Raw genomic sequence first — 22,955 nt, forward strand, 5'->3', positions numbered from 1 at the left:
TTTATGGAGGTTTTATGAATCAAAAAGACGAACGACTGATGTCTATCGGAGAAATTGCAAAATCTCTTGGCATCACTCGAAGAATTATATTGAATTATGAAGAAAAAAATCTGTTACAAGCTGATGTGAAAGACGGCGCTACCGGCAACCGTTACTACATGGCAGATTCCCTGACCAAAATACGGACAATCCGCGTACTGCAAAACCTTGGTCTGTCTTTAGACGATATCCAGGCATATTACGACGGAACTACCGATATGCAACCTATGATCGAGCGTTTAGAAAAGCTTCGTGATGAATTAAATCTCAATATTGAAAAACTGAAACAGCGTGTAAAAAGTGACAATGACTTTGAACTCCATACGGTCATGATCCCGGAACAGACCATTTACCGTCGCACGATGCACGCTGACACCGTAGATCAAAGAAAAGAGCATTTACGGGATATTATCCCTTCTGCTATGCGAAAATATGGCTCAGACACCAGCAAACGCATGTATTTTATCGAATATCCGTTAGATGATCCGAACCTGATTTCCTATTGTCTCGCTGTTCCGCCACAGAGTGAGGGCGAATACATCCAAAGACTGCCGGAAGAAAAAGCGCTCTGCATTTTTTACCACAGCAGCTATGAATCTATCCCTGACATACGCAACAGACTGATCGCATATGCGAAGGAACACGGATTTTCTTTAAAGGGAACCTGTCGACATATTTATCTCGAAGGTCCCCCGGCACATACAGATCCGATTAGGTTTATTACACAGGTGGCTTTGTTGGTGGAGTGAGGTTTTAGATATTACAATACATAACGTTGTATTTTCTAACTTGTCTCTATTTTTTGAATATCTGCTCCGGTTGCTTCTTGCAACATTTTTGCAATCCGCTCTGTATTTCCACAAGACCAGGAATAGTATAATACTAATGCTTTTTTCATGCCTTTTTCTCCTTACAGTTTGTTATATTCTTCCTCTGTCACCGGTTCACACCACTCGTTGCTGGTATTTTCTCCCGGAACTTCTACGGCAAGATGACTGAACCATCCGTCCTTTTTCGCACCATGCCAATGTTTTACTTCTGCCGGAATAGTTACAACATCTCCCGGTTTCAAGCTCTGTGCCGGCTTGCCTTCTTCCTGATACCAGCCTTCGCCATCTACACAGATAAGTAATTGTCCGCCACCTTTATCTGCATGATGAATGTGCCAATTATTGCGGCATCCCGGCTCAAAGGTTACATTTGCAATAAATACGGTTTCTTTTGGGTCTGTCAATGGATTTAAATAGCTGTTTCCGATAAAATACTGTGCAAAGTTTACATTTGGCTCTCCTATTCCAAAGAATCCGCCATGTTCTTCTGTACTGCATTCCTCTGCATATACTTCCTTTGCCATGCGAAATGCTGCCCATGCATTTGGCCATCCTGCATAAAAAGCAAGATGTGTTAATATTTCTGCCATCTCGGTGCGTGTTACCCCGTTCTTTTTGGCTGTTGTAAGATGATAGGTCAGGGAACTATCTACGATTCCTTTGCTGATTAGTGCTGTAAGTGTCACGATAGAACGCATTTTAAGAGATAATTTATCCTCTCTTGACCACACTTCTCCAAATAATACATCATCATTTAACTCTGCAAATTTTGGTGCAAAATCGTTTAACGCATCTCTGCCTGCTGTCTGTTTTACCATTTTTCTTCCTCCTACGCTTTTTCTCTCTTTTCTATATTTATTACTTTTTTAGCCATTTCTTTAAAACATCTTGGGATTGTTTTACATTCGTTCCATGAATTGCAATTCCCTTTTTCACAGTTGCATCCGGGCATAGTTTTCGGATATCCTGTTCACTTCGTCCCATGCCACTTCCTTCATGGGTACAAAATGGATAAATTGTTTTTCCTTTCAAATCAAAATGCTCCAAAAATGTAAATACCGGCATTGGCATGGTTCCCCAATAATTCGGATAGCCCAAATAAATTGTATCGTATTCGTCTAAACTGTCCGGGTAAGATTTTAATTCCGGTCTTGCATCTCTTTTTTGATCATCCTGTGCCTGAGCGATACATTCGTTATAGTCCTTGGAATAAGGTTGTATTGGCTCTATTTTAAATAGGTCTGCGCCTGTCATTTCCTGAATCATTTGCGCTGCAACCTCTGTATTTCCAACCGGAATTACACGCAATGCACCACTAAAATAATTTTCATCCGCTCTGGAAAAATAAGCTATTAACTGTGCCATCTGTTTTCCTCCTTTTACTTTCATTTCTATTTCTATTTTATTCTTGTCCTTATTGTACGTCCTTTTCTCTTGACGTGGAAGAACAGATGTTGTAACATCGTATTAACTAATATGCAATACGTTAGGGAGGTATTTTCTTATGTTTAACAGTCAATTAACTACATTTACCTGCGTTGCAGACTGTGGTAGCTTTAATAAAGCGGCAGAAAAACTCTTTCTCTCGCCACCCTCTGTAATGAAACAAATCAATGCGCTGGAAAAACATCTGAATGTAACACTTTTTGAACGAACCAATCAGGGTATCCGCCTGACACCTGCCGGACAGGTGATTTATCGTCATGCCAAATTTATGTTTGACTATTCTGCAAAAGCCATTGAGGAAGCGCAAAAGGCTGCAAAATCCTCCAAAACCACCTTCTGTATCGGAAGTTCTATCTTAAACCCTTGTAAACCTTTTATGGATTTGTGGTATCAGGTAAATCAAAAGTTTCCGGGCTATAAACTGCACATTGTTCCTTTTGAAGATAATCACGAAGGCATCTTATCTGAAATTTCTTCTTTGGGAGATAAATTTGACTTTCTGGTTGGGGTTTGCGACTCTGCTCTCTGGTTGAATCTGTGTAACTTTTTTAAGCTGGGCACTTATCAGCACTGTGTAGCCATGTCACGAGAACACCCACTTGCAAATAAAAAACGCCTCTCCATAGAAGACCTTTACGGAGAAACGTTAATGATGGTAAAAGAGGGAGATTCCGCTGTGGTAGATAGTATTCGCGGGGAAATTCGCAAGCACCCACAAATCACCATTGAAGACACACCTCAGTTTTATGACATTAATGTCTTTAATCGTTGTGAACAGACACAAAATATTATGATTACTCTGGACTGTTGGAAAGATGTTCATCCTGCCTTGGTTACTATCCCCATGGACTGGGATTTTCCCATTCCATACGGACTTTTGTATGCCTTAAACCCTTCGCAGGATGTGGAAGAGTTTATTCGTATTGTAAAAAAAGAGAACAATACCCTGTTTGAATAGCAATTCTTTCTATTCAAACAGGGCACCTCTTATTATCTATAACTATTTTTCTTTTTTATGCTAATAATTCCAGCTCCCATACTTCCGATAAGAAGTATTGTGAAGAAAAGAATCATGGAAGAATCTCCGGTCTTTGGAGCTTTTGCAGCTGCCTGATTCGTACCAGTCGCTGCATCCTTTCCTGCCGTTTCCGGAAGTTTTTCCTTCGTGATCAAGTATGTTGAGCAATGATTCTGCTTAATGGTAAGATATCCTTCTGCATCTACAACGGCTGACATAATATTTCGGATAGTTCCATCATCTAATAACTGACTATAATATAAAGTCTGCCCTGCATACGCTACCCCTACCGGAATACGAATCTGTGCTTCGGCAGGAAGTTGACCGGAATAGTTGTATCTAATCTCTCCAACAAAAATATTTTGAGATACCGCACTTGGAAGTGCTCCAAGTTCTCCGTATTTTTGTGTAAGTACTACAGAAAAATCATAGTTTGTAACATTGGCAACTGCTGACATGGTACCCTTTCCAAAAGTAAAGGTAATACCATTATTAGACTTAATTGTAATGTCACTGTTTTTGTTTGCTTCAAGAATCTGTTGGAAACTTTCTGCTGAAATTGTAGTATTTCCCCCTGACACATCTACAACACCGTCTTTTATCTCTACCGGACTGGCAGCTGCTGTGAATGTAAGTGATGATGCTGACGAAACAAAATTATATACACCTTCAACATTTGTTCCTTGAAGTTCATATCCATCTGGAAGTGCCTCATCAATTGTGGCAGAAAGAGATTTCTCTGTCTTAGACACCGGATGGTTAATATCCATAAGATAACGTGTCTGCTGCATTTCCACATCCATAAAAGACGTTAAAACCGGGAAAAGCGCAGTATAGGATGCTCCATTTTCATAATAACTTCCATCATAAATGTATGCTTCCCCTGTAGCTGTTTTCTTTACTAAATAGTACGGACCACCACTTATAGAACTGGTAGGATAATATGTTGCATTCTGTGTTGTCATTGTATACTCAGAAACATCTGTTGCGTTATCTGCAACTGTAACTGCTAAATCAGCACCAAGACCTTCACAATTTTGTAACTTTGCTATCCGATAACTGGTATTACCAGCCATATCTGTAATAGTTGTAATTATATACAATCCATCATCACCAGCTTTGGTATAAATGCTACTTGTGTCTGGTGCAATACTAGGATCAAAATAGCCTCCATATACCTCTGTTGGTTGAAATGGGTGACTTGTCTCTAACGCTAAGTCCGTTACATTTCCTTTTGCCACAATTGGCTTAGCTGTAAGATTATAGGAACTGCTAAATGGGGAACCGCCATTTCCACCATAAATTACAACATTACAGGAAGACTCTACTTTTAATACGGAACTAGTGTGTTCTGCCACCAAATTCACACCATACTGCTGACTTTTTGTTTCATTGACTGTAAGGTTTCCATTTCCACAAATGTTTAGGGAACCGCCCCATCCATCTCCCCAAACCGCTATGGCAGCCAGATGATTATCTCCCACTAGGTTTAGCTTAAAATCATCCCCCATCATATTGGTACTTAACACAGTACCTGGCTGATTATAATTTGTTAATGTCAAAGTGTTGCTTCCCTTATCGTATGCAACACCTGCTACATCGTTTGCTTCTGTTGCAGAAAATACAACGGTATCACCCAATGTAATAAAGGCAAATGGATAATCTTCTTCTAAGCATGGACCATTTTCTGCTCTTACCGGCACTGACATCAGAGGAATCGTTACAATCAGTGCAAGAAGCAATGAAAAAACTTGTTTCAAATACTTTTTCATTTTCTATAGTTCTCCTTTCTTTTTTGATAAGATAACTATATTGAAAATGGCTACGTTTGTGCAGTTGACATATGTTTCATATAATGAGATAAATATCTCTTTTTTCAATTCAACTGAAACGTAATGTCCCTATTCCATTACGTTTCCTCCCAGTTCTGGTTTAATGCCCGTGCCTGAAACAGTTGTCCTAAATAATACATAATCCAGTTTGCATATTGGGCTATCCTTGGCACTCCGATTCCAAACATCCAGAACAGTAATATTCCATCTGAAATAAGGAAGAAAACTCCTCCTGCTATCATGAGTCCTACTACACGTTCCTTCCCCTTTCTGCATTTCCAAAGGGACAACGCCTTTGCCACCATAAAGGAAATAATTGCCGCATAAGCCACTACCACCGGAAATAGTCCCTGAAAATCAAATGTTCCTATACTCATAATAACAAGCAGTACTCCTAATATGACTCCTGCAACGACAAAATCACTTTTCCGAATCTTAGACATTTTAGAAAAAGCAATGGAAAACATTACATGAGCTGCTGCAAAACTTACTACTCCTAAAATAAACAAGATTCCCTTATTGGTATCTAATGCCAGAAAAACGTCCCCTCCCAGGGAAGCAATCAATGCAAACAAAATATAGAAAGAAACTTTTCTGTTTCCCTTGGCTTTTCGATACCCCAAAAATCCTTCCAGCACAAAGAAAAGACTGGCTGCGGACTTCAATACAATTTCCCATTCTGTAAGTCCTGCCTGCATTACGCCAATCAAGCCTCCCACTGAAATAATCATCAATACTTCCATAATAAGATACATCTTAAATTTCCTCCTTCTCTTTTGTAATAGCTTCCTTTCTACAAGATTGGAATGTTTACTCATAATAATATATTTTATATTATTTTCCCCGATTTCAGCAATAGTCTTTTTATTGACCGATTACTATATTTCTATCACAAGTAGCATTGAGGAATTCCGTATCATGTGTAACAATTAAAATCATATATCCCCTGGTTGCAAGTTCTCGAAGAAGTTCACTGACTTCTTTCATATGTCCATAATCAAGTCCACTCGTCGGCTCATCTAAAACTAATACTTTACTTTTACCGAGAATAGCCCCTGCTAAAACCAGTCGCTGTTTTTGCCCCCCTGACAAAGATAATGGATGTCTGTTTTTCATATCAAGTAAATCAAACTGTTTCAATACTTTGATTATTTCCTCTGCATTCTCACCATCTGACAACATTTCACATTCATCTAAAACAGTTTCTCCAAAAAGTTGATGATTAACATCCTGCATAACCATATAGATTTGCTTTTGTCTTGCTTTCTTCTTTATTCTTTTTCCGTTTAAGAAAATCTGACCCTCTGCTTCACTTTCAAGTCCACATAAGCATCGTAAAAGTGTAGATTTTCCAACACCATTTTTGCCCGTAATCCCCACTATTTCTCCTGCTTTTACTCCAAAACTTATATTTGAAATAATCCGCTTTCCACCTCTATCTACAGCAAGATTATCAACTAATAAATCACAATCATCCTGCTTCTTGTCTGTCCGCTCTTGCTTTATTGTAGACACGACTTTTTTGGTAGTCCGAAGCCCCATGAAAGCAAGTTCTTTTTCTGACAAACTCATAAACTGTTCCCTACTGTATACTCTTTTAATTCTACCCTCTTCTATATATACTGCCCGGTCTAGTAGCTCGGAAAGATATGCCAACCTATGTTCTGCTATAATTACAGTTTTTCCTTGCGCACAAATTAGTCTGATTTGTTCTTTTAGTCTTTCCATTGCATTGCTGTCTAGATTTGCCGATGGTTCATCCAAAACATATATATCAGGATTTCCCGCATAAACAGATGCAAATGCCAAAAGCTGTTTTTCTCCACCAGACATAGAAAATACATTTCTATGAATCAAATCCTCTATATGAAGGCTTTTAATTGTCTCATCAATCTTTTTTTTCATACTATCGGAATCAATGCCTCTATTTTCCAACGCAAATGCAAGTTCACTATCAGAATCAAGATAAAAGAACTGGCTCTTTGGATTTTGGAATACCGATCCGATTTTTTCCGCAATCATATACATCTTTTTTTGGGCAATCAAGTCACCTTCTACAAATACTTGTCCTTCTATATGACTTCCTTCTATAAAATGAGGAATAAGTCCATTAATCAGCTTGGTAATACTAGTCTTTCCACAGCCACTTTTTCCACAGAGAAGTATACATTCTCCTTTTCTCACCTCTAAGGAAATATTATGCAGTATTTGTCTGTCAAGATAAGAAAAGGATACATCCTTAATTTCTATGCATTTACTATTTTCCATCTACAATAAACCTCTATTATCAATTACTAAAACTATTATAGCTACCATTAGGCTTAATCCAACCGAAACAATATCCATCCATTCAATCTTAATTTCTTCATAACTTGTTTTTCTGACCGGATTTTCAATTCCGCGCGTTACTGCTGCCTGTGCAAGTTCTTCCGCAGTGGTCGTTGCTGAAAGCATCATAGGAACCAAACAACCCTCCAGTTTTTCTGCTACAGATAATTTTCTAAGTTTCATTGCTTCATGCACATGCTGCCACTCTTCTCTTATCGCCGGAAAATATCTAATTGCCACCGCAACGGGAATAACCAAACTTTCTGTCCACCTCATTTTTCTCATTGCAAGAATAAATCTGTGCATCGTATTTGTCTTTATCAACATAATTCCCGCCATCAGACACGGAAGCATTCTTCTTCCATAATTCGTAAATATTCCAAACAAAATTACAATCCAAGACGGGGCACACGGAAAGATATATCTTTGAACTGCTATCATCCCCAGTAGCACTATGTAAAATTTAATACAACTTTTCGGATATCCATATACCAACAATAAGATTCCCATAAAAATCACATAAATTGTACCTACCATAGCTGCCTTCTGCATAAATACCACTACATTGGATATTAATAAAATAATAATACCTGCACGCGGATCAAGAGATTTTTTATATTTATTTTCCTTTTTCAAACTCTGTAACTCTCTGTCCATAATTTTTTCCACTTTAAACTACTCCAGCATTTTTAAAATGTTTCTTAAACAAAACTTTTGCAATAAGCATCCCTAATATACCGCCAATGATAGGAGAAATCAGCATGAGAATTAAATTTTCAGTTGTTGCAAAACCTCTAAGTGTGTCAATATATTCCTTTGTCATACCATTTTCCGCAATCTGTGTAAAAAAGGATTCACCATAACACCAAATTGGAAGTGGTGAACCAATCATTCCAAAACTAAATGCAATAAACGATACTGTCATTGTTACAAAAGTATCCTTATAGTGAAAGGCAAATCGAATTGCTTCTGATGCAATACAAGCTACAACAAATGTAATTAATAAAAGAACTGTAAACTGACCTGTCACAAAATATATCAATGCGACAATTGCTCCCATAATAAGAATCGCTCCCGGTTTTTTTACTTTAAGATTCATCATTGCAAATGGAATCGCTGTAAGCAACGCTGCTGTCCCAGGCAAAATCGTCCATAAAAATGGTACAATTCCCGCAAACATTGCCACAAAATTTAAGACAAATAATATTGCTGTATAAATACCTATGTTAATTAAATCCTTTCCTGTAAGTTTCATTTCCTGTTTCATCGTTTTCTCTCCTTTTATATATTTTTTATATATTTTCTTATGTTACTTCTAACATTCTCATCATTTAGTAAATAATGCTTACCCTTCTCAATAAACAGAATGTTTGCATTAGAATTTATAATTTGTTTGCTATATCCTGCAATACTACATTTTACAGGTACCCACCTATCTTTTTTCCCTTGTACAATAAGTATCGGAATGTCCGTAGCATTTACTCCGGCTACCCCTGTATAATCCACATATTCTTTGTAATGTTTCAATTCATATTTATGCATCGCAATCCAAACTTGTTTTGTAAAAATACAGGGAATGCACTTATGCATATAAGTTGCATACTCTGTTCCTGAATTTATAGGGGCAACAGCTACCACTGCCTTTATTGGCACATCACAATCCTTAAGCACTGCTGCTGCTGCATACCCTCCTATACTGTGTCCCAAAATATATATATCATCATATTGCTTCTTAACCACCTTAAGTGCAGCCTGCAAATCTATCACCCACTGTTGATAACCACCCGGATATGCACCTTCACTCTCTCCACTTCCTGTAATATCAAAGGAAAACACATCATAGCCATCCCCAACAAGTTCCGTAATTATCTCTTTATAATCTGTAATAAAACATCCATGTCCTTTTGACAAAACAACCACTTGCTTACTATTTCCAGTATTCTTTGTAATGAAATAACTTTTCAACCTGTTTCCATTAGATAAAAAGCTTCCATTTAAGAGCTGCATATGATTTTCTTCCACAAAATGATAATCCTTATGATATGATTTCATTTTTATTTTCCTTTGAAAATTCATGTACATAATTATATATCCTAAAGCTCTAAAATATATTAAAAGACCGATTGCAATACATCCTATAATGCAAGCATATTTTATATGCACATTCAAGCCATCTTTCTCCTTCCCCTTTCCATGCCCTGTTTACAATTTTAACCGGCAGACTTACGCTCCATAAATTCTATCCTGCATAAATCGTTTTCCATTTTTTCAAAGAAATGACTTTCTTCACTTGTCACAAAAAAATGATTTCCCGATATCTCATCCAGATAAAATTCTCCTGACGTTACATCCGCCCAATACTGCATTACATCTTTTGAAGCATCTGCATCATCACTGCCCGCATACGCAAATATCGGGCAGGATACATGCTCATTATTATACTGAAAAGATTCATTTAGCTTGTAATCCCTTCTTATCATTGGCAGAACAAAATTCTGTAATTCTTTGCTTTCAAGCAAATATTCGGGTGCTCCGTCTATCCGAATCATTTCCGTTAAAAGTTCCTCTGTTCCCATATCAGAATGATACCTATCTACATTGGGAAAATGAGGTGGTTGTCTGCCTGCCACAATCAATGCCTCTGGTATTCTGTGGTACTTTTTTTCTAACTTTGTTGCAACTAAAAAGGCAATAATTGCTCCCATACTATGTCCGAAAAGATATATCTCTCTATTTCCACTATGAGATGAGATTGCATTGGCAATCTGATTCGTCAGTTCGTTCATATCATCAATAAAATCTTCTTTTATTCTTACTGCCTTTCCCGGCAACTCTACCGGAAGTACTGTGAAATCGTTCGATGCTCCTATGTAACTTCGATACACTGATGCTGTACCACCTGCATGATGAAAACAATACAACAATTTACGCTTTTTTCCCATATTATCCTGAAACGGAAACCATTCACTCATTCTATACGCCATCCCTTCTAAGAACAAATACACTCTGTTCTAAAGCCTGCAATTTATGACCCTCATCCGGCATCATCTTTTCCAACTTCAAGTTAGCACCTGCAAATGCTTTTTCCCACATTTCTCTTGACATAAATGTCTGATTTACTCCTCCTCTTTCATCTGTTGCCTTCTGCATCATGAAAACTTGTGAAATAAGCATTTGTATAGATTCCCCAATAGCCTCTGACACATATATCTTTCCACCTTGCTTCAGACATTTTGCCAAATTCATTAATGTAAATACGGTGTCATCCACATTATTTATTACTCCTGCTGCAATAATTATGTCATAAGACTGTTCCGCTATTCCCTGTTCGTCAAGCGCCTTATTAATATCTAATTCTCTGGTAACTAACCATTTTGCCTGATTGTACCTATCTGAGGCCTGAACAAGAAAATACGGTGATAAATCGGTATAACAATACTCCTCTAATCCTTCTTCCAATCCCCTTGCTTTTATTTCTTCTATAACTACATCAGAAGTTGCACCTGTACCGGCACCCACTTCTAAAATTTTTAGCTTACCCGCTATTTTAAATTGCTTTGCTACTTCACTGGCAATTTTTCTATTCATATACCACGCAATCATAGTATTACGGTATAAATCATCTGCAATTTTTCTATCTCCCTGTGGATATAATAGATAATTCGCTTTTACCTTTCCTTGCAGTTGTTCTTTAAGAGCCATGGCACTTGAGTAAAAATATTCTCCAACAGCTTGGGTCCCCAAACGTTCTTTCCAAAGCCTCAAAGCCTTTTCCCACTGGTTAGCTATTTCTAACTTTGGTATTATACCACTAATTGCATTATAATATAAGTCCTTTCTGCTAATTAAATGATTTTTTTCCAAAATTTGGAGCCATCTGTCTATAACAAAATCAAATTTATGGTCTATCTCTATTCTGTTAATAATTTCCTGTTCTGTGACCTTTTTATCATCTTCAAGAAAAATCCCCTCTTCCTGAAAATAATTTACAATAGACCACAATGATGCCTTATTCAGTTCAGTCACAGCCTCTTTTGTTTCCTCTATTGTAAGAAGCTCATACCTTTCCATCATACTCGCATTTGTGCGATATTCTGATAATATGTCTTCAAAACTACTTTCCGGCACAACTGTTTCCTCTATTTTTACCGGATAACCAAGTGCCTGTGTAAATACTGTCCAGTTCTGAGAAGCCGACAATTCTAATGCCCCTTCTTTTGCCATCAGCTTACTTTCTTTTTTCATCTCAAGCAATTTTTCAATATCCGCATCTACTGCCTTTGTCCATACATTTTCAAGAATTTCACCATAACTGCCCTTATCTTTGCTAATTACTTTTACTGGTTCATTTCTCATTGCTTCAGTTCCACAATTCTCTAAATCCCCTGGCACAAAAGAAATTGAGGGGATTTCCATTCTATTTTTCCACATAAGAGTTCCACATGCATCTGTCAACAATAAATTTCCTGTTTGCGTTCCCAAAGTTATCTGAAACAACACATGCATACAGTTATCCGAAACTGAATTTCCCTCCTGATTCTGTGCTCTTACCTGAATTTCTACTCCATTCCAGGTTAATCTCATGGTTTGAAAAATACCATTTCCCTGTTCTAAAACTGCTGTTGTCAATTGATTTGTCTTACCTAAGAGTTCTGTCATAATACGAATAAACGGATAAGAAACCTGCGTAGCCATATCAACATTTATATACGCTAATTGCTGTCTCCTCATAAGTTTATCCGAAAGCGACAAAAATCTTTTTACCTGCGGAAGATTCAAGTACAAATTTCCCACATGAAATGCCGTTTTATATTTTCTTGCTATTCGATAGCACTTTGTCAAATCCTGATAATGAACCGGCTGCTCCAAAATAACTGCAATTCCTTTTTCAAGAAAACGAATTGCTAATTCCGTCCCATTTCCACCAAGGACTCCCGTTTTTACCGCAATACATACAACATCTATATTTTTTGAAGCTTCCTCGAAGTCCGTATATAGTTCTGTTTCATAACGTCTTGCACAGGCTTTAGCCAGGTCACTCCCCCTGGCTAATATTCCTGCAAGCTCATACTTTTCATTTTTCTTGATTGTTTCCATATAAAACTGCCCAAACCTGGCACCACAAACTAATATTTTCACTTTTTCTGCCATTTCTACAGTTCTCCTTCTTCTGTATCTACAACTATTTCTGTCTGCACCCTGTTTTCTATAAGTTGGGCTAACTGCTCAACTGACGGATTTTCAAAAAGTTCTTGTAATGATACTTCCAACTGTTCCTGCTCTTTTAATGCATTAATAAATATAATTGCCTTAAGCGAATCCCCTCCACTGGTAAAGAAGTTGTCATCTACGCTTGCCTCCTTTGTATGCATTGTTTTTGTCCACACATCGAGCAGTCGTTTTTCAAGTTCTGTGGATGCTGCTTTTACCTGCTTTTTAATAACTTCACCTAAATCCTCTGATACCTTAACCAAAACCTTTCTATCCACTTTTCCATTGGCTGATAAAGGAAATCTTTCATATACTAAAATATTATCCGGCATCATATATTCTGCTACCTTTTCCTTTATTTGCTCCCTAAGTAACTCATACTGTACCTTCTCATCAACAACATCCTTTTGGAATACCATTATCTGTTTTCCACTGCACGGATTTTCTGTTGCAATTACATTTTCCAATCTAGGTTCAAGCTGCTGCGCCTTCATGATTTTAATCCATTGATTTCTATCTAGCATTGGCAAATGTCTTTCTCTGCGTTCATCCTCTAAATATTGATATCCCTCTTCCAGATACGCAGTTGTAAGCATCATTAAAGGTACATTCTGTAAATTTTCTATCAAAATTAACGTACCACCCGCCTTAAGTCTATCTTTCAGATTTTTAACTGCTCTGTTCAAATCTTTCATTCTATGTAGCGTATTATCTGCTACAATCAAATCAAACTTCCTGTGTTCTTTTATAAACGACGGTTCGTCCTCAAGATTCATTTGCATATATTCAATCTGATCGTAAAACTGTTCCTTTTTAATATCTATGTAGTACGAAGATTCATCACCATATGTTACTGCGCCTCTATCCCCCCAAATATCGATTAGTATTTTCGTATCATCCGCTGCTCTTGATCCAACTTCCAAAACCTCTACCTTTTTAGAACCATAAGCAATGCCATATGTTTCAAGCAAACATCTTAAACTGTCATCGGACTTTTCTTTTGCCAAATCATATTTTGCTAAAATGGCAGGCATAGGAAATATATCTGTATCCTCTACCATAACTTCCTTTGCACTCTTCTTTCCTTCAAGCATCATAAGTCTCAGGGATCTACTCTGCTCTAACTTTTCCCAGAGCTCTATTAAAACATCAACTTTCGGGTTACTTCTCCATTGTTTATCAACTTCTATCAAAGCCTCATCTAATTTTTCTCCATCTGCCCATATTTCTGACTCCTGAAGCATATCTACATATAAACTTAAAACAGCCTTTCCTATTTCTCCATATCGTTCTGTACCTATTTCATTTATGAGATTTTCAGTCATAATTTTTCCATTGAGCGTAATCAAATCCTTTAGCATAGATTCCAATGCAACTAAATTAACTGCATTCATAAACTGGAGTAACTTTTCATCTGATAAATACCTCTGTAATCCCTCACATTTTTCAAAAAACGTCTCTGTTTCATATATATCTGTTTCTTCCTCATATCTATAAAACTCACTATCATCTGTCAATGTAAGATGTGCGGTAATCATTACCTGCTGTTCCCTGGTTGCTGTTACCACGGCATTCTCCACACCATTAATTCCACGAATCTGACTTTCTATTTCACCACACTCGATTCTATGACCATTCTTCTTAATCTGGTTATCCTCACGTCCAAGAAATTCAATATTTCCATCCGCCATAAACCTTCCTAAATCACCGGTTCTATACATCCTGCTATTTACATCACCCTCTATAGAAATAAATGCAGCTTTCGTTTTTTCCTCATCTCGACAGTAACCTTTTGCGACACCTTCACCTGCAATATATAATTCTCCCGGAACCCATATCGGGCAATCCTCGCCCATTTCATTTAATATAAAGAATCTTTGATTTGTAAGAGGTTTTCCATATGGAATTGATTTCCAGTTTTGTGGTACTTCACCTTCAACTACATAATAATTAGACCAAATAGAGCACTCTGTTGCTCCACCAAGTGATACAACCTTTACATTATGAAATATATTTTTTAGCCTATCCGGCAGGGATACCGGAATCCAGTCCCCGCTCATCATAATAAGACGAAGGCTATTTTCTAACTGTTCTTTTCTATCATCCTGATAATCAGTCAACATTGTTAAAAATGCCGGAACCGAATTCCACACAGTGACTCCATGTTCTATAAGCAACTCTATCCAATGTGCTGGTTCTTTTACTTTATCTGCATCCGGAACAACAATCTTTCCACCTACACATAACATTCCAAATATGTCATATACTGACAAATCAAAATTCAGATTAGAAATAAATATTGTTCCGTCTTCCTTTGTTACGTTAAAACGTTTATTTACATCAAGAATCGTATTTACTGCTCCCCTATGATTAATTACTACTCCTTTGGGTGCTCCCGTAGATCCTGATGTAAAAATAATATATGCTATGTCACTATCTATTACCATCGGATAATTGTAAATATCACCTTTTCTTCTTGGAAGCAAATCATCCATACAACACGGATTCCAATCTGCAAAACTTTCTTTTAATTCTTCACTACAATTACTTTCCGTTATCATTAGTTTTGCCTGTGACTGGCGCAATATGCTCTCAATTCGATTCCGTGGATTATGAATATCAATCGGCAGATATACTGCGCCCGCTTTAAGTATTGCCATTGCTGCATACACCTGATTAATTCCTTTTTCCAAAAGAATTCCAACAACATCCCCCGGTTTTATCCCTTCATTAATAAGACTAGCTGCCACTAAGTTTACCCTGTGATCCAATTGTGAATATGTTACCTTTTCATGTGCACTTTCAATCGCTATTCTGTCTCCATATCTGTTTACGCTTTTTTCATATAATGATACTAACGTTTCACCTGATACTTGTGCATATTCCCATGTGTTTTTCTGTATTTTTTCTACATCTTTTAAGTTTATTAAACTCTTTGTGCTTTCCCAGTTTTCCTGAAGCATAAGTGCTCTGATAAGTTCCTGGTAGCTATGAAACATCTTTTCAACAAAGTGGTCTGGGAACAATCCGCAAACCGCATCCCATGACAAAAATAACTGTCCATTCTGTTCAGATATCTGATGATCAATCCATACCTGTGATGTCTGGGATTCTCCATATACAATATCTCCTAACGCTTCATTTGCCGCGTTACCCTTTGAATTAACACCAAATCCACTTGTAAATACTACTGGCATGGATACTCCCTGGTTACTCTGAGCCTTCTGCCACTCTCTTTCAACTACAACTCCACTCACAAGTGTATTCTTCATATCTTCTAAAAGCTGTTTTTGCACATTTCTACATCTCTCTAGAAAATTTACTCCCTGTCTTAAATCAATTTCCAGAAGGGTAAGCGTTGTAAAATCTCCTATTAACTCTTCTACTCCTTCATACAACGCTAACTTTTGAAATCTTGTAAGATTCAATGTAAAATGCTGACTCTTACTGTAACGGCCTAATACCTGTGCATATGCGGTAAGGAATACTATTGTACTTGTCAGATGATACTTCTCTGTGATTTTTTTTATTTTCTCTCTTTCCTCGCGTGAAAGATGCCATTCAAATCTTGTAAATTGCTGATTCTCTACTTCATCTGCATCTACAAGTGGAAGTTGTGGTGCCGGTGGCATGGTTTCAACTCTTTCTTTCCAATAATTCAATTGTTTTTCATACAACTGTGTATCTTTCAGTTTTTCCTGTGCCATACAATAATCTCTAAAACTTCCCCTTATCTCTGGAAGTAAATATTCTTCTTGGTTATATATGACTTTCCACTCATTAAATAATCTAAAAATACTGAATCCATCAAATACAATATTATCAAAACTCAGGTGCAATCTTGTCTTCTGATTACCTATATGGGAAGCTCTTACTTCAAACATTGGCCATTCTGTCACCTGAAATACATGATTTGCCATTTTCTTTCTTACCCCTATAAGTTTATCTGATTCCTCTTTGCCAAATGTTTCCTCATCAATATGATAATATGGAACCTTTTCCAAAATAATCTGATTCTTTCCATCGGTTTGCATAACAGCCCGCATCATATCATGTCGCACTATGAGCTTATTCCATGCTTTTTCTAACTCCTCAACATCAAGGTGTTCACAGTCCATCTCAAAATAGCAGTGTACACCCACATCCCCCAGTTCATAAGCTCCACTTCGCCCTATCCAATAGGATTGCTGTATATCTGTCATAGGGAACGGCTTATATATGTTTTCCGGCTCAAACACTATGGCAGGTAATTCATCCGTTTCCACATCTACAATATCTTCTCTTTTTTCCAAAATTAAATTAAGAAAATCATCAAATACCGGATTTTGGAAAATATCCTCAAGTGCTAATTCCATATGCAATTCTTTTTTAATTCCAATTGTCATCTGAGTTGCAAGAAGTGAATCTCCTCCCAAAAGATAAAAGTCATCCTCCAGATAAATTTCATCTGTATGAAGTATCCTCTTCCAAATTTCTGCCACCTGAAGAGCGAGTTCTCCTTCCGGTTTTGTTTTCTTACTTTCAATCTTTTCATTAGCCAACAGCCCCTGAAGTGTTCGCCTGTCTATTTTTCCATTTCCTGTAATAGGTATCTCCTCAAGGAATAACATAATAGAAGGTACCATATATTCAGGAACCACTGTTTCGAGATATTCTGTCAGTTCCTCCTTGTCAATAATTGCTCTTTTTTCCTTCGTTATCCCTATAAATACATTTTGGTTAAATTGTCCCAGTTTTGTGTGTATATCGCAATCTGCAACTATACACGCAAATTTTTCCTGTTCAAATAATTTTTCCCATTCACTATTACTGTAAAGTGTTATATTTCCTCCATCCTTCTTTGCCAAAAGTCCGGCTGTAACATATGCTATATTTTCCTTTTGCGTTTTTTCACCAACCAGAAGTACTCCTGTATCTTTCAGAGATTCTCTTATTCTTCGTAATGCCATTGATATATTCTTTTCTCGATGTAGTGAATCACCTGCTATTATTACATCAAATTTCTCTGCTTGAGATTTAATCACATATTCACTCTCTGATAAATTCATAACCGCAAAATTAACATCATAACTTAACAGTACCTCTCTTGCTCTACTAAGATGAGACTCTGCACTATCAGATATAATGTACTCTGTCTTAATTCCTTTAAGACTATCCAACAATTCTTTTGTGTATTCTGCCTTACCAGCTCCTATTTCCCAGATACGAATTTCTTTTTTCCCTCTTGCTAATATGGAAGCCAATCTATAAAGAAGGGTATTTTTTTCAGCGGCACCAGATGTTTTATCTGCAAACTCATCCATACTGTAAAAATTATTTGATTCCATAAACTCATATGGTTCAATTTTCCCTGTAAGCATCGGTATTGCATTATCTTCAAATAGCCTTAGCTCCTTCGCTATTTCAGACGTAACCTCACTATTATTATTTGTTTTTATAGATGCTGTTTTGTCTAGCCAGATTTCATAAAGATTTTTATATTCTTCTACTACCGGTTTACCTGATTTTCTTATTTCTTCGCATAAATATGCCATCATTTGTATTGCACAATCATCTAGGTTTTCTTTAATTTCATCTGCATTTGAAACCGGTGCAAGTTCCTCTTTCATGGAATCCATAACACTTTTTAATTGTTCTGCTTTTTCATTGATTACTTCGTCCACGCTTTCATTATTGATAGATTTTGGTACAACAAAACCAGACAAATACTTATGCCCCTGCTCATTTTCAATTGGCATAACTATTGCCTGTTCCACACAATTATGATTTTTTATATTATTTTCTATCTCTTCAAGTTCAATTCTGTGTCCACGAATTTTAACCTGATAATCTCTTCGCCCAAGAAATTCTATTGTTCCATCCTTCCAAAATCTACCGTAATCTCCTGTCTTATACCATCTCTCTCCATTTTGAATTGTGAATTTTTGATCTGTAAGATCCGGTTCACTGATATAGCCAACTGCCACTCCTTCTCCACCAATCCATAATTCACCTGCTACAAGATCAGGACAATCATACATCATTGCATTTACAACTCGATATTTCTGATTTGGTAATGGATGCCCATACGGAATCGTTTTCCAACTTTTTTCAATTGGAAGTAATACCTCTTGATAATTTGACCAGATAGCTGCTTCTGTAGCTCCTCCCATGGCAATAAATCTTGCATTGGGTGCAACCTCGTTGAGTCTTTTCGGAAGATCCATTCCAATCCAGTCACCGCTTTGCATAGCATATCTGAGGCTTTCAAATGTATATCCATTTGCCTTTGCTTCCAAGGTAAGCATATCTAAAAGTACAGGAACTGAGTTCCACACTGTAACCCCTTGCTCTTTTACAAGTTCACACCACCTTAATGCATTTTTCCTGTCATTGTCTGTCAACAAAACAATCTTTCCACCTACAGACAGCATGCCAAATACATCATACACCGATAAGTCAAAATCCGTATTTGATACTGCCAAAACACTGTCATTTTCCCCTATTGAATACATCTGATTCAAGCTATATATGGTATTCACAGCCGCATGATGTGTGATTTCAACCCCTTTCGGCTCACCTGTTGTTCCTGATGTAAAAATAACATATGCAGATTCATGTCCCTCAATGAGCTCTACCTTTGCAACCGGGTCTATATCAACGATTTCCTGCATCTGAGCAACTGTAACTTGCGGTATCTCTTCCCATTTATTTTCCTCATCCGTAATGACCAATTGAATTGATGCTTTATCACAGATTACTTTTTTTCTATTCAGTGGCTGTGTATTTCCAACTATTACATATTTTCCACCACTTGCCAGCACACCTAACATTGCCGCGATCTGACCGACACCTCTGCAACACGCGATTCCTACACTATCACCCTTTTTTACTGATTGCGTTCTAAGATATGCAACAACACTCTTCGCCATATAAGCAAGTTTTTCATAGGTAATGTTTCCCAGCTTTTCATCTACAACAGCAATTCTTTGTCCGTCACTTTTTGCAATATCAAAAAATTTACCGTATATCGGTCCATCCGGAATATCATTTCTTGTGACTTCAAAGCTTTTTCTTATTTGAATTTGTCTATCAATGGAAATAACATTCTCCATTTCCCATAATTCTTCATTTGTTGCAAGTTTTTCAAGACTATCTGTATATGCCTCAAACATATCATCCAGTAAATGCTCCGGGAACACCTCATCCACACTATCCCAAATCATCATCATGCCTTCATTTACATCAAATAGCTGAAAATCCAACCATACTTGTGGTGTTTGTGATATCATATATGACATATGTCCAAGATATTCTTCGAATTCATGATTAAACAGGGGAATCCCCAGGTTACAGGAAAAAACAATAGGCGCAACCATTTCCGTTTCCGGATGAAGTTTTTTATAATCCCTTTCTAACTTAATTCCCGAATAATCTATATATTCCATGTCCTGATGAAACTGGTTTTGAACCTTCTTTGCACTTTTTATAAAACTTCTCTTCTCAGCCAAATTCATCTCTAATAAAAGAAGTGTTGTAAAGTCCGCTACAACATTTTCTATACCCTCTTCTTCTTCATTTCTGTTAAATAACGGGATATTCATAAGGAAATCCTGATTCTGACTCCATCTTGCAATCACACTTCCATACAGCGTAAGAAGTGCCATAGCCGGTGTAATTCCATGACTTGTTGCTATCTTCTTAAATCTCTTCCACTTTTCTATACTAAGAACTGCTTTACGCCTATGAAATAGGGGTTTTACATTATTAGATGCCTGCCTCATTGGAATTTCCGGATTCCCCGGTAGCGTTTCAAGTCTTTTTTTCCAATATTTTTCAGCCTCACTGCTATTTATAAGCTTTCTTTGCTCATCTCTATAAATATATTCTGCAAAATTCCATTCTGCCGGTGCTGGCGGAAGCTCACCAGTTACATAGGTATGCCCCAAATCTCTTAAAATTATCTGAAAACTCTTCACATCACATATAAGTAAATCAATATCAAAATGAATTTTGGTTTTTCCATCCGGAAGCAATGTAATCTGTAACTCTGCCACTTGTCCATGATCTATATCCATGAGCCTATGGGAAAGTTTCTCCCTCATATTTTTAAGATGTTCGGTTGCATCTTTTTCTCGATAATCATATACTGTAATTCCATTTTTATATGGTTTTTTTAAAATTTTTTGAAATCCATCTTTTGTATAAGCCACTCTTAACATCGGATGATGCACCTGAAGCATATCCCATGCGTATTCAAGTCTTCTTGGGTCAACATTTTCCCCATCAATTTCAAGATATCCATGACACCCTACACGCCCTATAGTCTGTCCTTCCTTTCTTCCAATCCAGTACGCATACTGAACCTCTGTAAGTGGAAATGGCTTATACATATCTTCTTCATTAGAATCTACCGTTATATTATTCTTTTGTACATCCGATTTCTCTGAAAGTATTTTTTCCCACTGTTCAATCGTGGGATGCGATATAAGTTTTGCAAAAGTACACCCATATCCTTTTTTTCTAAACTGGCTTGTCAAATTCATAATCTGAATGGAAGAAAGCCCAAGTTCAAGTAAATTTTTATTTTTTTCAATATTTCCGTCGAAATTCAATACCGATTTTATACAAACTTCTATCTCTTGATTATTTATCTTTTCCATAGCTATTTTTCTTCTCCAAGTATCATTTTCTTCAGTTTCTTTTTATCTACCTTTCCAACATTTACATATGGTATTTTATCCACATATATCAGACGGTCCGGATATTTATAACGTGCTATCTTTAATGTTGCAAGAAATTCGCAAAGATTTTCCAGTTTCTTCTCTTCACCTTCGCCAATTACTACCGCACATACCGCTTCTCCCAGTTGTTCATCCGGAATACCAATGACGGCAACCTCCTTAACATACTCCCATTGTCTAATGAAACTTTCGATTTCTTCCGGAATAATATTTTCCCCTGCCCGATTAATCTGCTCTCTTACACGACCTAAAATCACTATATTTCCTTCTGGTGTAAGCATTGCCTTGTCACCGGTTTTTAAGTATCCATCTTCACTAAACAAACCTTCATTTCTTTCCGGGGATTTGTAATAACCATAAAAAGTATATGGTCCCGTCTCCCAAAGTTCACCTGCTTCTCCCTGCTTAACATCATTGCCATTAGCATCCACTATTCGTATTCTATCTGCCTGTGAAATTGGTTTTCCCTGCGTTCTTCTTGTAATTTCATCTGAATCATCAATTGCTGTAAAACATGTAATACCTTCGCCCAAACCATATCCTTGAAAAATTTTGCATGAAAATGTATTTTCCAATTTTTCTGCTATCTCCCACTCCAGTTTTGCAGCTCCAACTTCTATATGCTTAAGTTTAAGACTTGATGTATCTTTCTCTTGTGTTGCTGCTTCTACCCAAAGTCCGGCGATTACCGGTACTATCTGCGTAAATGTAGCTTTCTCTTTTCTTATCCATTCAAATGCTTCCTCTGGACTTGCTGTTTTAGCAAGAATACATTTTCCACCTGCAAATAATGTTCCAAATATTCCCGGTGCACAAAGTGGATAGTCATGAGAAGTTGATAATACAGCAAGATAAATACTTTCTTCTGTAACACAACAACGTTTTGCGCTTAATACCGCATTTGTAATATATGCGGCATGAAGTCTTGGAATAATCTTTGGGATTCCTGTCGTACCGCCTGACAGAAGGAAAAGCGCTATATCATAAGGCTGTGGCTTTTCTGCTGAAAAAGGTAACATCGCAAGTGTACTTTTTTGATAAATCGATACCGCATAATCCACCTCTTTATCCAGGAATATCTTCTCTACACTTTTGAGCTCTTCTGTTACTCTTTTTGCTTGCTGTCCATATTCAACTCCCATTTCTTCTTTGACCGTAATAATCGCCTTAGGTTCTAAAACTCTTCCAATTGCAAGTAGTTCTGTCTCACTATGGTCTGGTAGCATCAATGCCGGGCGCGCTCCCAATGTAAGCAGCGCAAAAAGTACTGTTACATATTCCACACTATTAGGCATATGCAACAATACATTATCTCCTTTTCTCAACCCTTGCTCATACATCAAAGCCGCTATCCTGTTGCTTTCTCTGAGAAGTTCCATATAGCTCATTCTCTTTTTTTCATCTATGAGCGCAATATCCGTTCCTTTTTTTCGACAAATCTCATACAAAGCATCTCCAAATGTCTGGTTTAACAAAAATCCTTTTTCAATATAATTCTCAACATCTTTCCTAATCGTTTCCTTCATAT

General features: G+C 37.1%; 14 protein-coding genes. 2 read left to right on the top strand and 12 right to left on the bottom strand.

What is annotated here, in order from left to right; all coding sequences use genetic code 11:
- The first annotated feature begins 14 nt into the window (after positions 1 to 14).
- Positions 15 to 788, top strand: a complete 774-nt coding sequence (locus KQI83_RS06820; RefSeq protein WP_216555874.1) for a MerR family transcriptional regulator — start codon at positions 15 to 17, stop codon at positions 786 to 788.
- A gap of 161 nt (positions 789 to 949) precedes the next feature.
- On the opposite strand, the gene KQI83_RS06830 is transcribed toward KQI83_RS06820, so the two are convergent.
- Together KQI83_RS06830 and KQI83_RS06835 are read right to left on the bottom strand one after the other, a co-directional pair.
- On the bottom strand, positions 950 to 1,687 hold the full coding sequence (locus KQI83_RS06830) for a carboxymuconolactone decarboxylase family protein (protein ID WP_216555877.1): 738 nt from the start codon (positions 1,685 to 1,687) through the stop codon (positions 950 to 952).
- A 40-nt stretch (positions 1,688 to 1,727) separates the two neighbouring features.
- Positions 1,728 to 2,234: a flavodoxin gene (locus tag KQI83_RS06835; RefSeq protein WP_216555880.1), complete on the bottom strand. Its 507-nt coding sequence runs from the start codon at positions 2,232 to 2,234 to the stop codon at positions 1,728 to 1,730.
- A 139-nt stretch (positions 2,235 to 2,373) separates the two neighbouring features.
- Here KQI83_RS06835 and KQI83_RS06840 point away from each other — a divergent pair, with 139 nt between their 5' ends.
- Positions 2,374 to 3,273 carry a LysR family transcriptional regulator gene (locus tag KQI83_RS06840; protein ID WP_216555883.1) on the top strand — a complete coding sequence of 300 codons (900 nt, stop codon included), beginning with the start codon at positions 2,374 to 2,376 and terminating at the stop codon, positions 3,271 to 3,273.
- Positions 3,274 to 3,305: 32 nt separating this feature from the next.
- Here KQI83_RS06840 and KQI83_RS06845 read toward each other — a convergent pair whose 3' ends face one another.
- The 10 genes from KQI83_RS06845 to KQI83_RS06890 all read right to left on the bottom strand — a co-directional run bounded on the left by KQI83_RS06845 (position 3,306) and on the right by KQI83_RS06890 (position 22,953).
- The gene (locus KQI83_RS06845) at positions 3,306 to 5,105 is read right to left on the bottom strand and encodes an LPXTG cell wall anchor domain-containing protein (protein ID WP_216555885.1); all 1,800 of its coding nucleotides are present in this window, start codon (positions 5,103 to 5,105) and stop codon (positions 3,306 to 3,308) included.
- A gap of 137 nt (positions 5,106 to 5,242) precedes the next feature.
- The gene (locus KQI83_RS06850; RefSeq protein ID WP_216555888.1) at positions 5,243 to 5,920 is read right to left on the bottom strand and encodes a lysoplasmalogenase; all 678 of its coding nucleotides are present in this window, start codon (positions 5,918 to 5,920) and stop codon (positions 5,243 to 5,245) included.
- A gap of 109 nt (positions 5,921 to 6,029) precedes the next feature.
- On the bottom strand, positions 6,030 to 7,433 hold the full coding sequence (locus KQI83_RS06855) for an ABC transporter ATP-binding protein (RefSeq protein WP_216555891.1): 1,404 nt from the start codon (positions 7,431 to 7,433) through the stop codon (positions 6,030 to 6,032).
- Positions 7,434 to 8,162 (bottom strand): energy-coupling factor transporter transmembrane component T, encoded by a 729-nt coding sequence (locus KQI83_RS06860; RefSeq protein ID WP_216555894.1) that lies wholly within the window; start codon positions 8,160 to 8,162, stop codon positions 7,434 to 7,436. It abuts the gene before it with no gap.
- Between the two features lies 1 nt (position 8,163).
- Positions 8,164 to 8,760 (bottom strand): MptD family putative ECF transporter S component, encoded by a 597-nt coding sequence (locus KQI83_RS06865; protein WP_216555896.1) that lies wholly within the window; start codon positions 8,758 to 8,760, stop codon positions 8,164 to 8,166.
- A gap of 14 nt (positions 8,761 to 8,774) precedes the next feature.
- The gene (locus KQI83_RS06870; RefSeq protein ID WP_216555899.1) at positions 8,775 to 9,545 is read right to left on the bottom strand and encodes an alpha/beta hydrolase; all 771 of its coding nucleotides are present in this window, start codon (positions 9,543 to 9,545) and stop codon (positions 8,775 to 8,777) included.
- Between the two features lie 158 nt (positions 9,546 to 9,703).
- A complete protein-coding gene (locus KQI83_RS06875; RefSeq protein ID WP_216555902.1) occupies positions 9,704 to 10,465 on the bottom strand; it encodes a thioesterase II family protein in 762 nt (253 codons plus the stop codon).
- Position 10,466: 1 nt separating this feature from the next.
- The gene (locus KQI83_RS06880; protein ID WP_216555907.1) at positions 10,467 to 12,644 is read right to left on the bottom strand and encodes a bifunctional Gfo/Idh/MocA family oxidoreductase/class I SAM-dependent methyltransferase; all 2,178 of its coding nucleotides are present in this window, start codon (positions 12,642 to 12,644) and stop codon (positions 10,467 to 10,469) included.
- A gap of 2 nt (positions 12,645 to 12,646) precedes the next feature.
- Positions 12,647 to 21,346 (bottom strand): non-ribosomal peptide synthetase, encoded by an 8,700-nt coding sequence (locus tag KQI83_RS06885; RefSeq protein ID WP_216555911.1) that lies wholly within the window; start codon positions 21,344 to 21,346, stop codon positions 12,647 to 12,649.
- 2 nt (positions 21,347 to 21,348) lie between these two features.
- Positions 21,349 to 22,953, bottom strand: coding sequence for an AMP-binding protein (locus tag KQI83_RS06890; RefSeq protein WP_216555914.1), 1,605 nt, complete (start codon positions 22,951 to 22,953; stop codon positions 21,349 to 21,351).
- Positions 22,954 to 22,955: the final 2 nt, after the last annotated feature.

The sequence above is a fragment of the Roseburia sp. MSJ-14 genome (assembly GCF_018918225.1).
Taxonomy (GTDB): Bacteria; Bacillota; Clostridia; order Lachnospirales; family Lachnospiraceae; genus Petralouisia.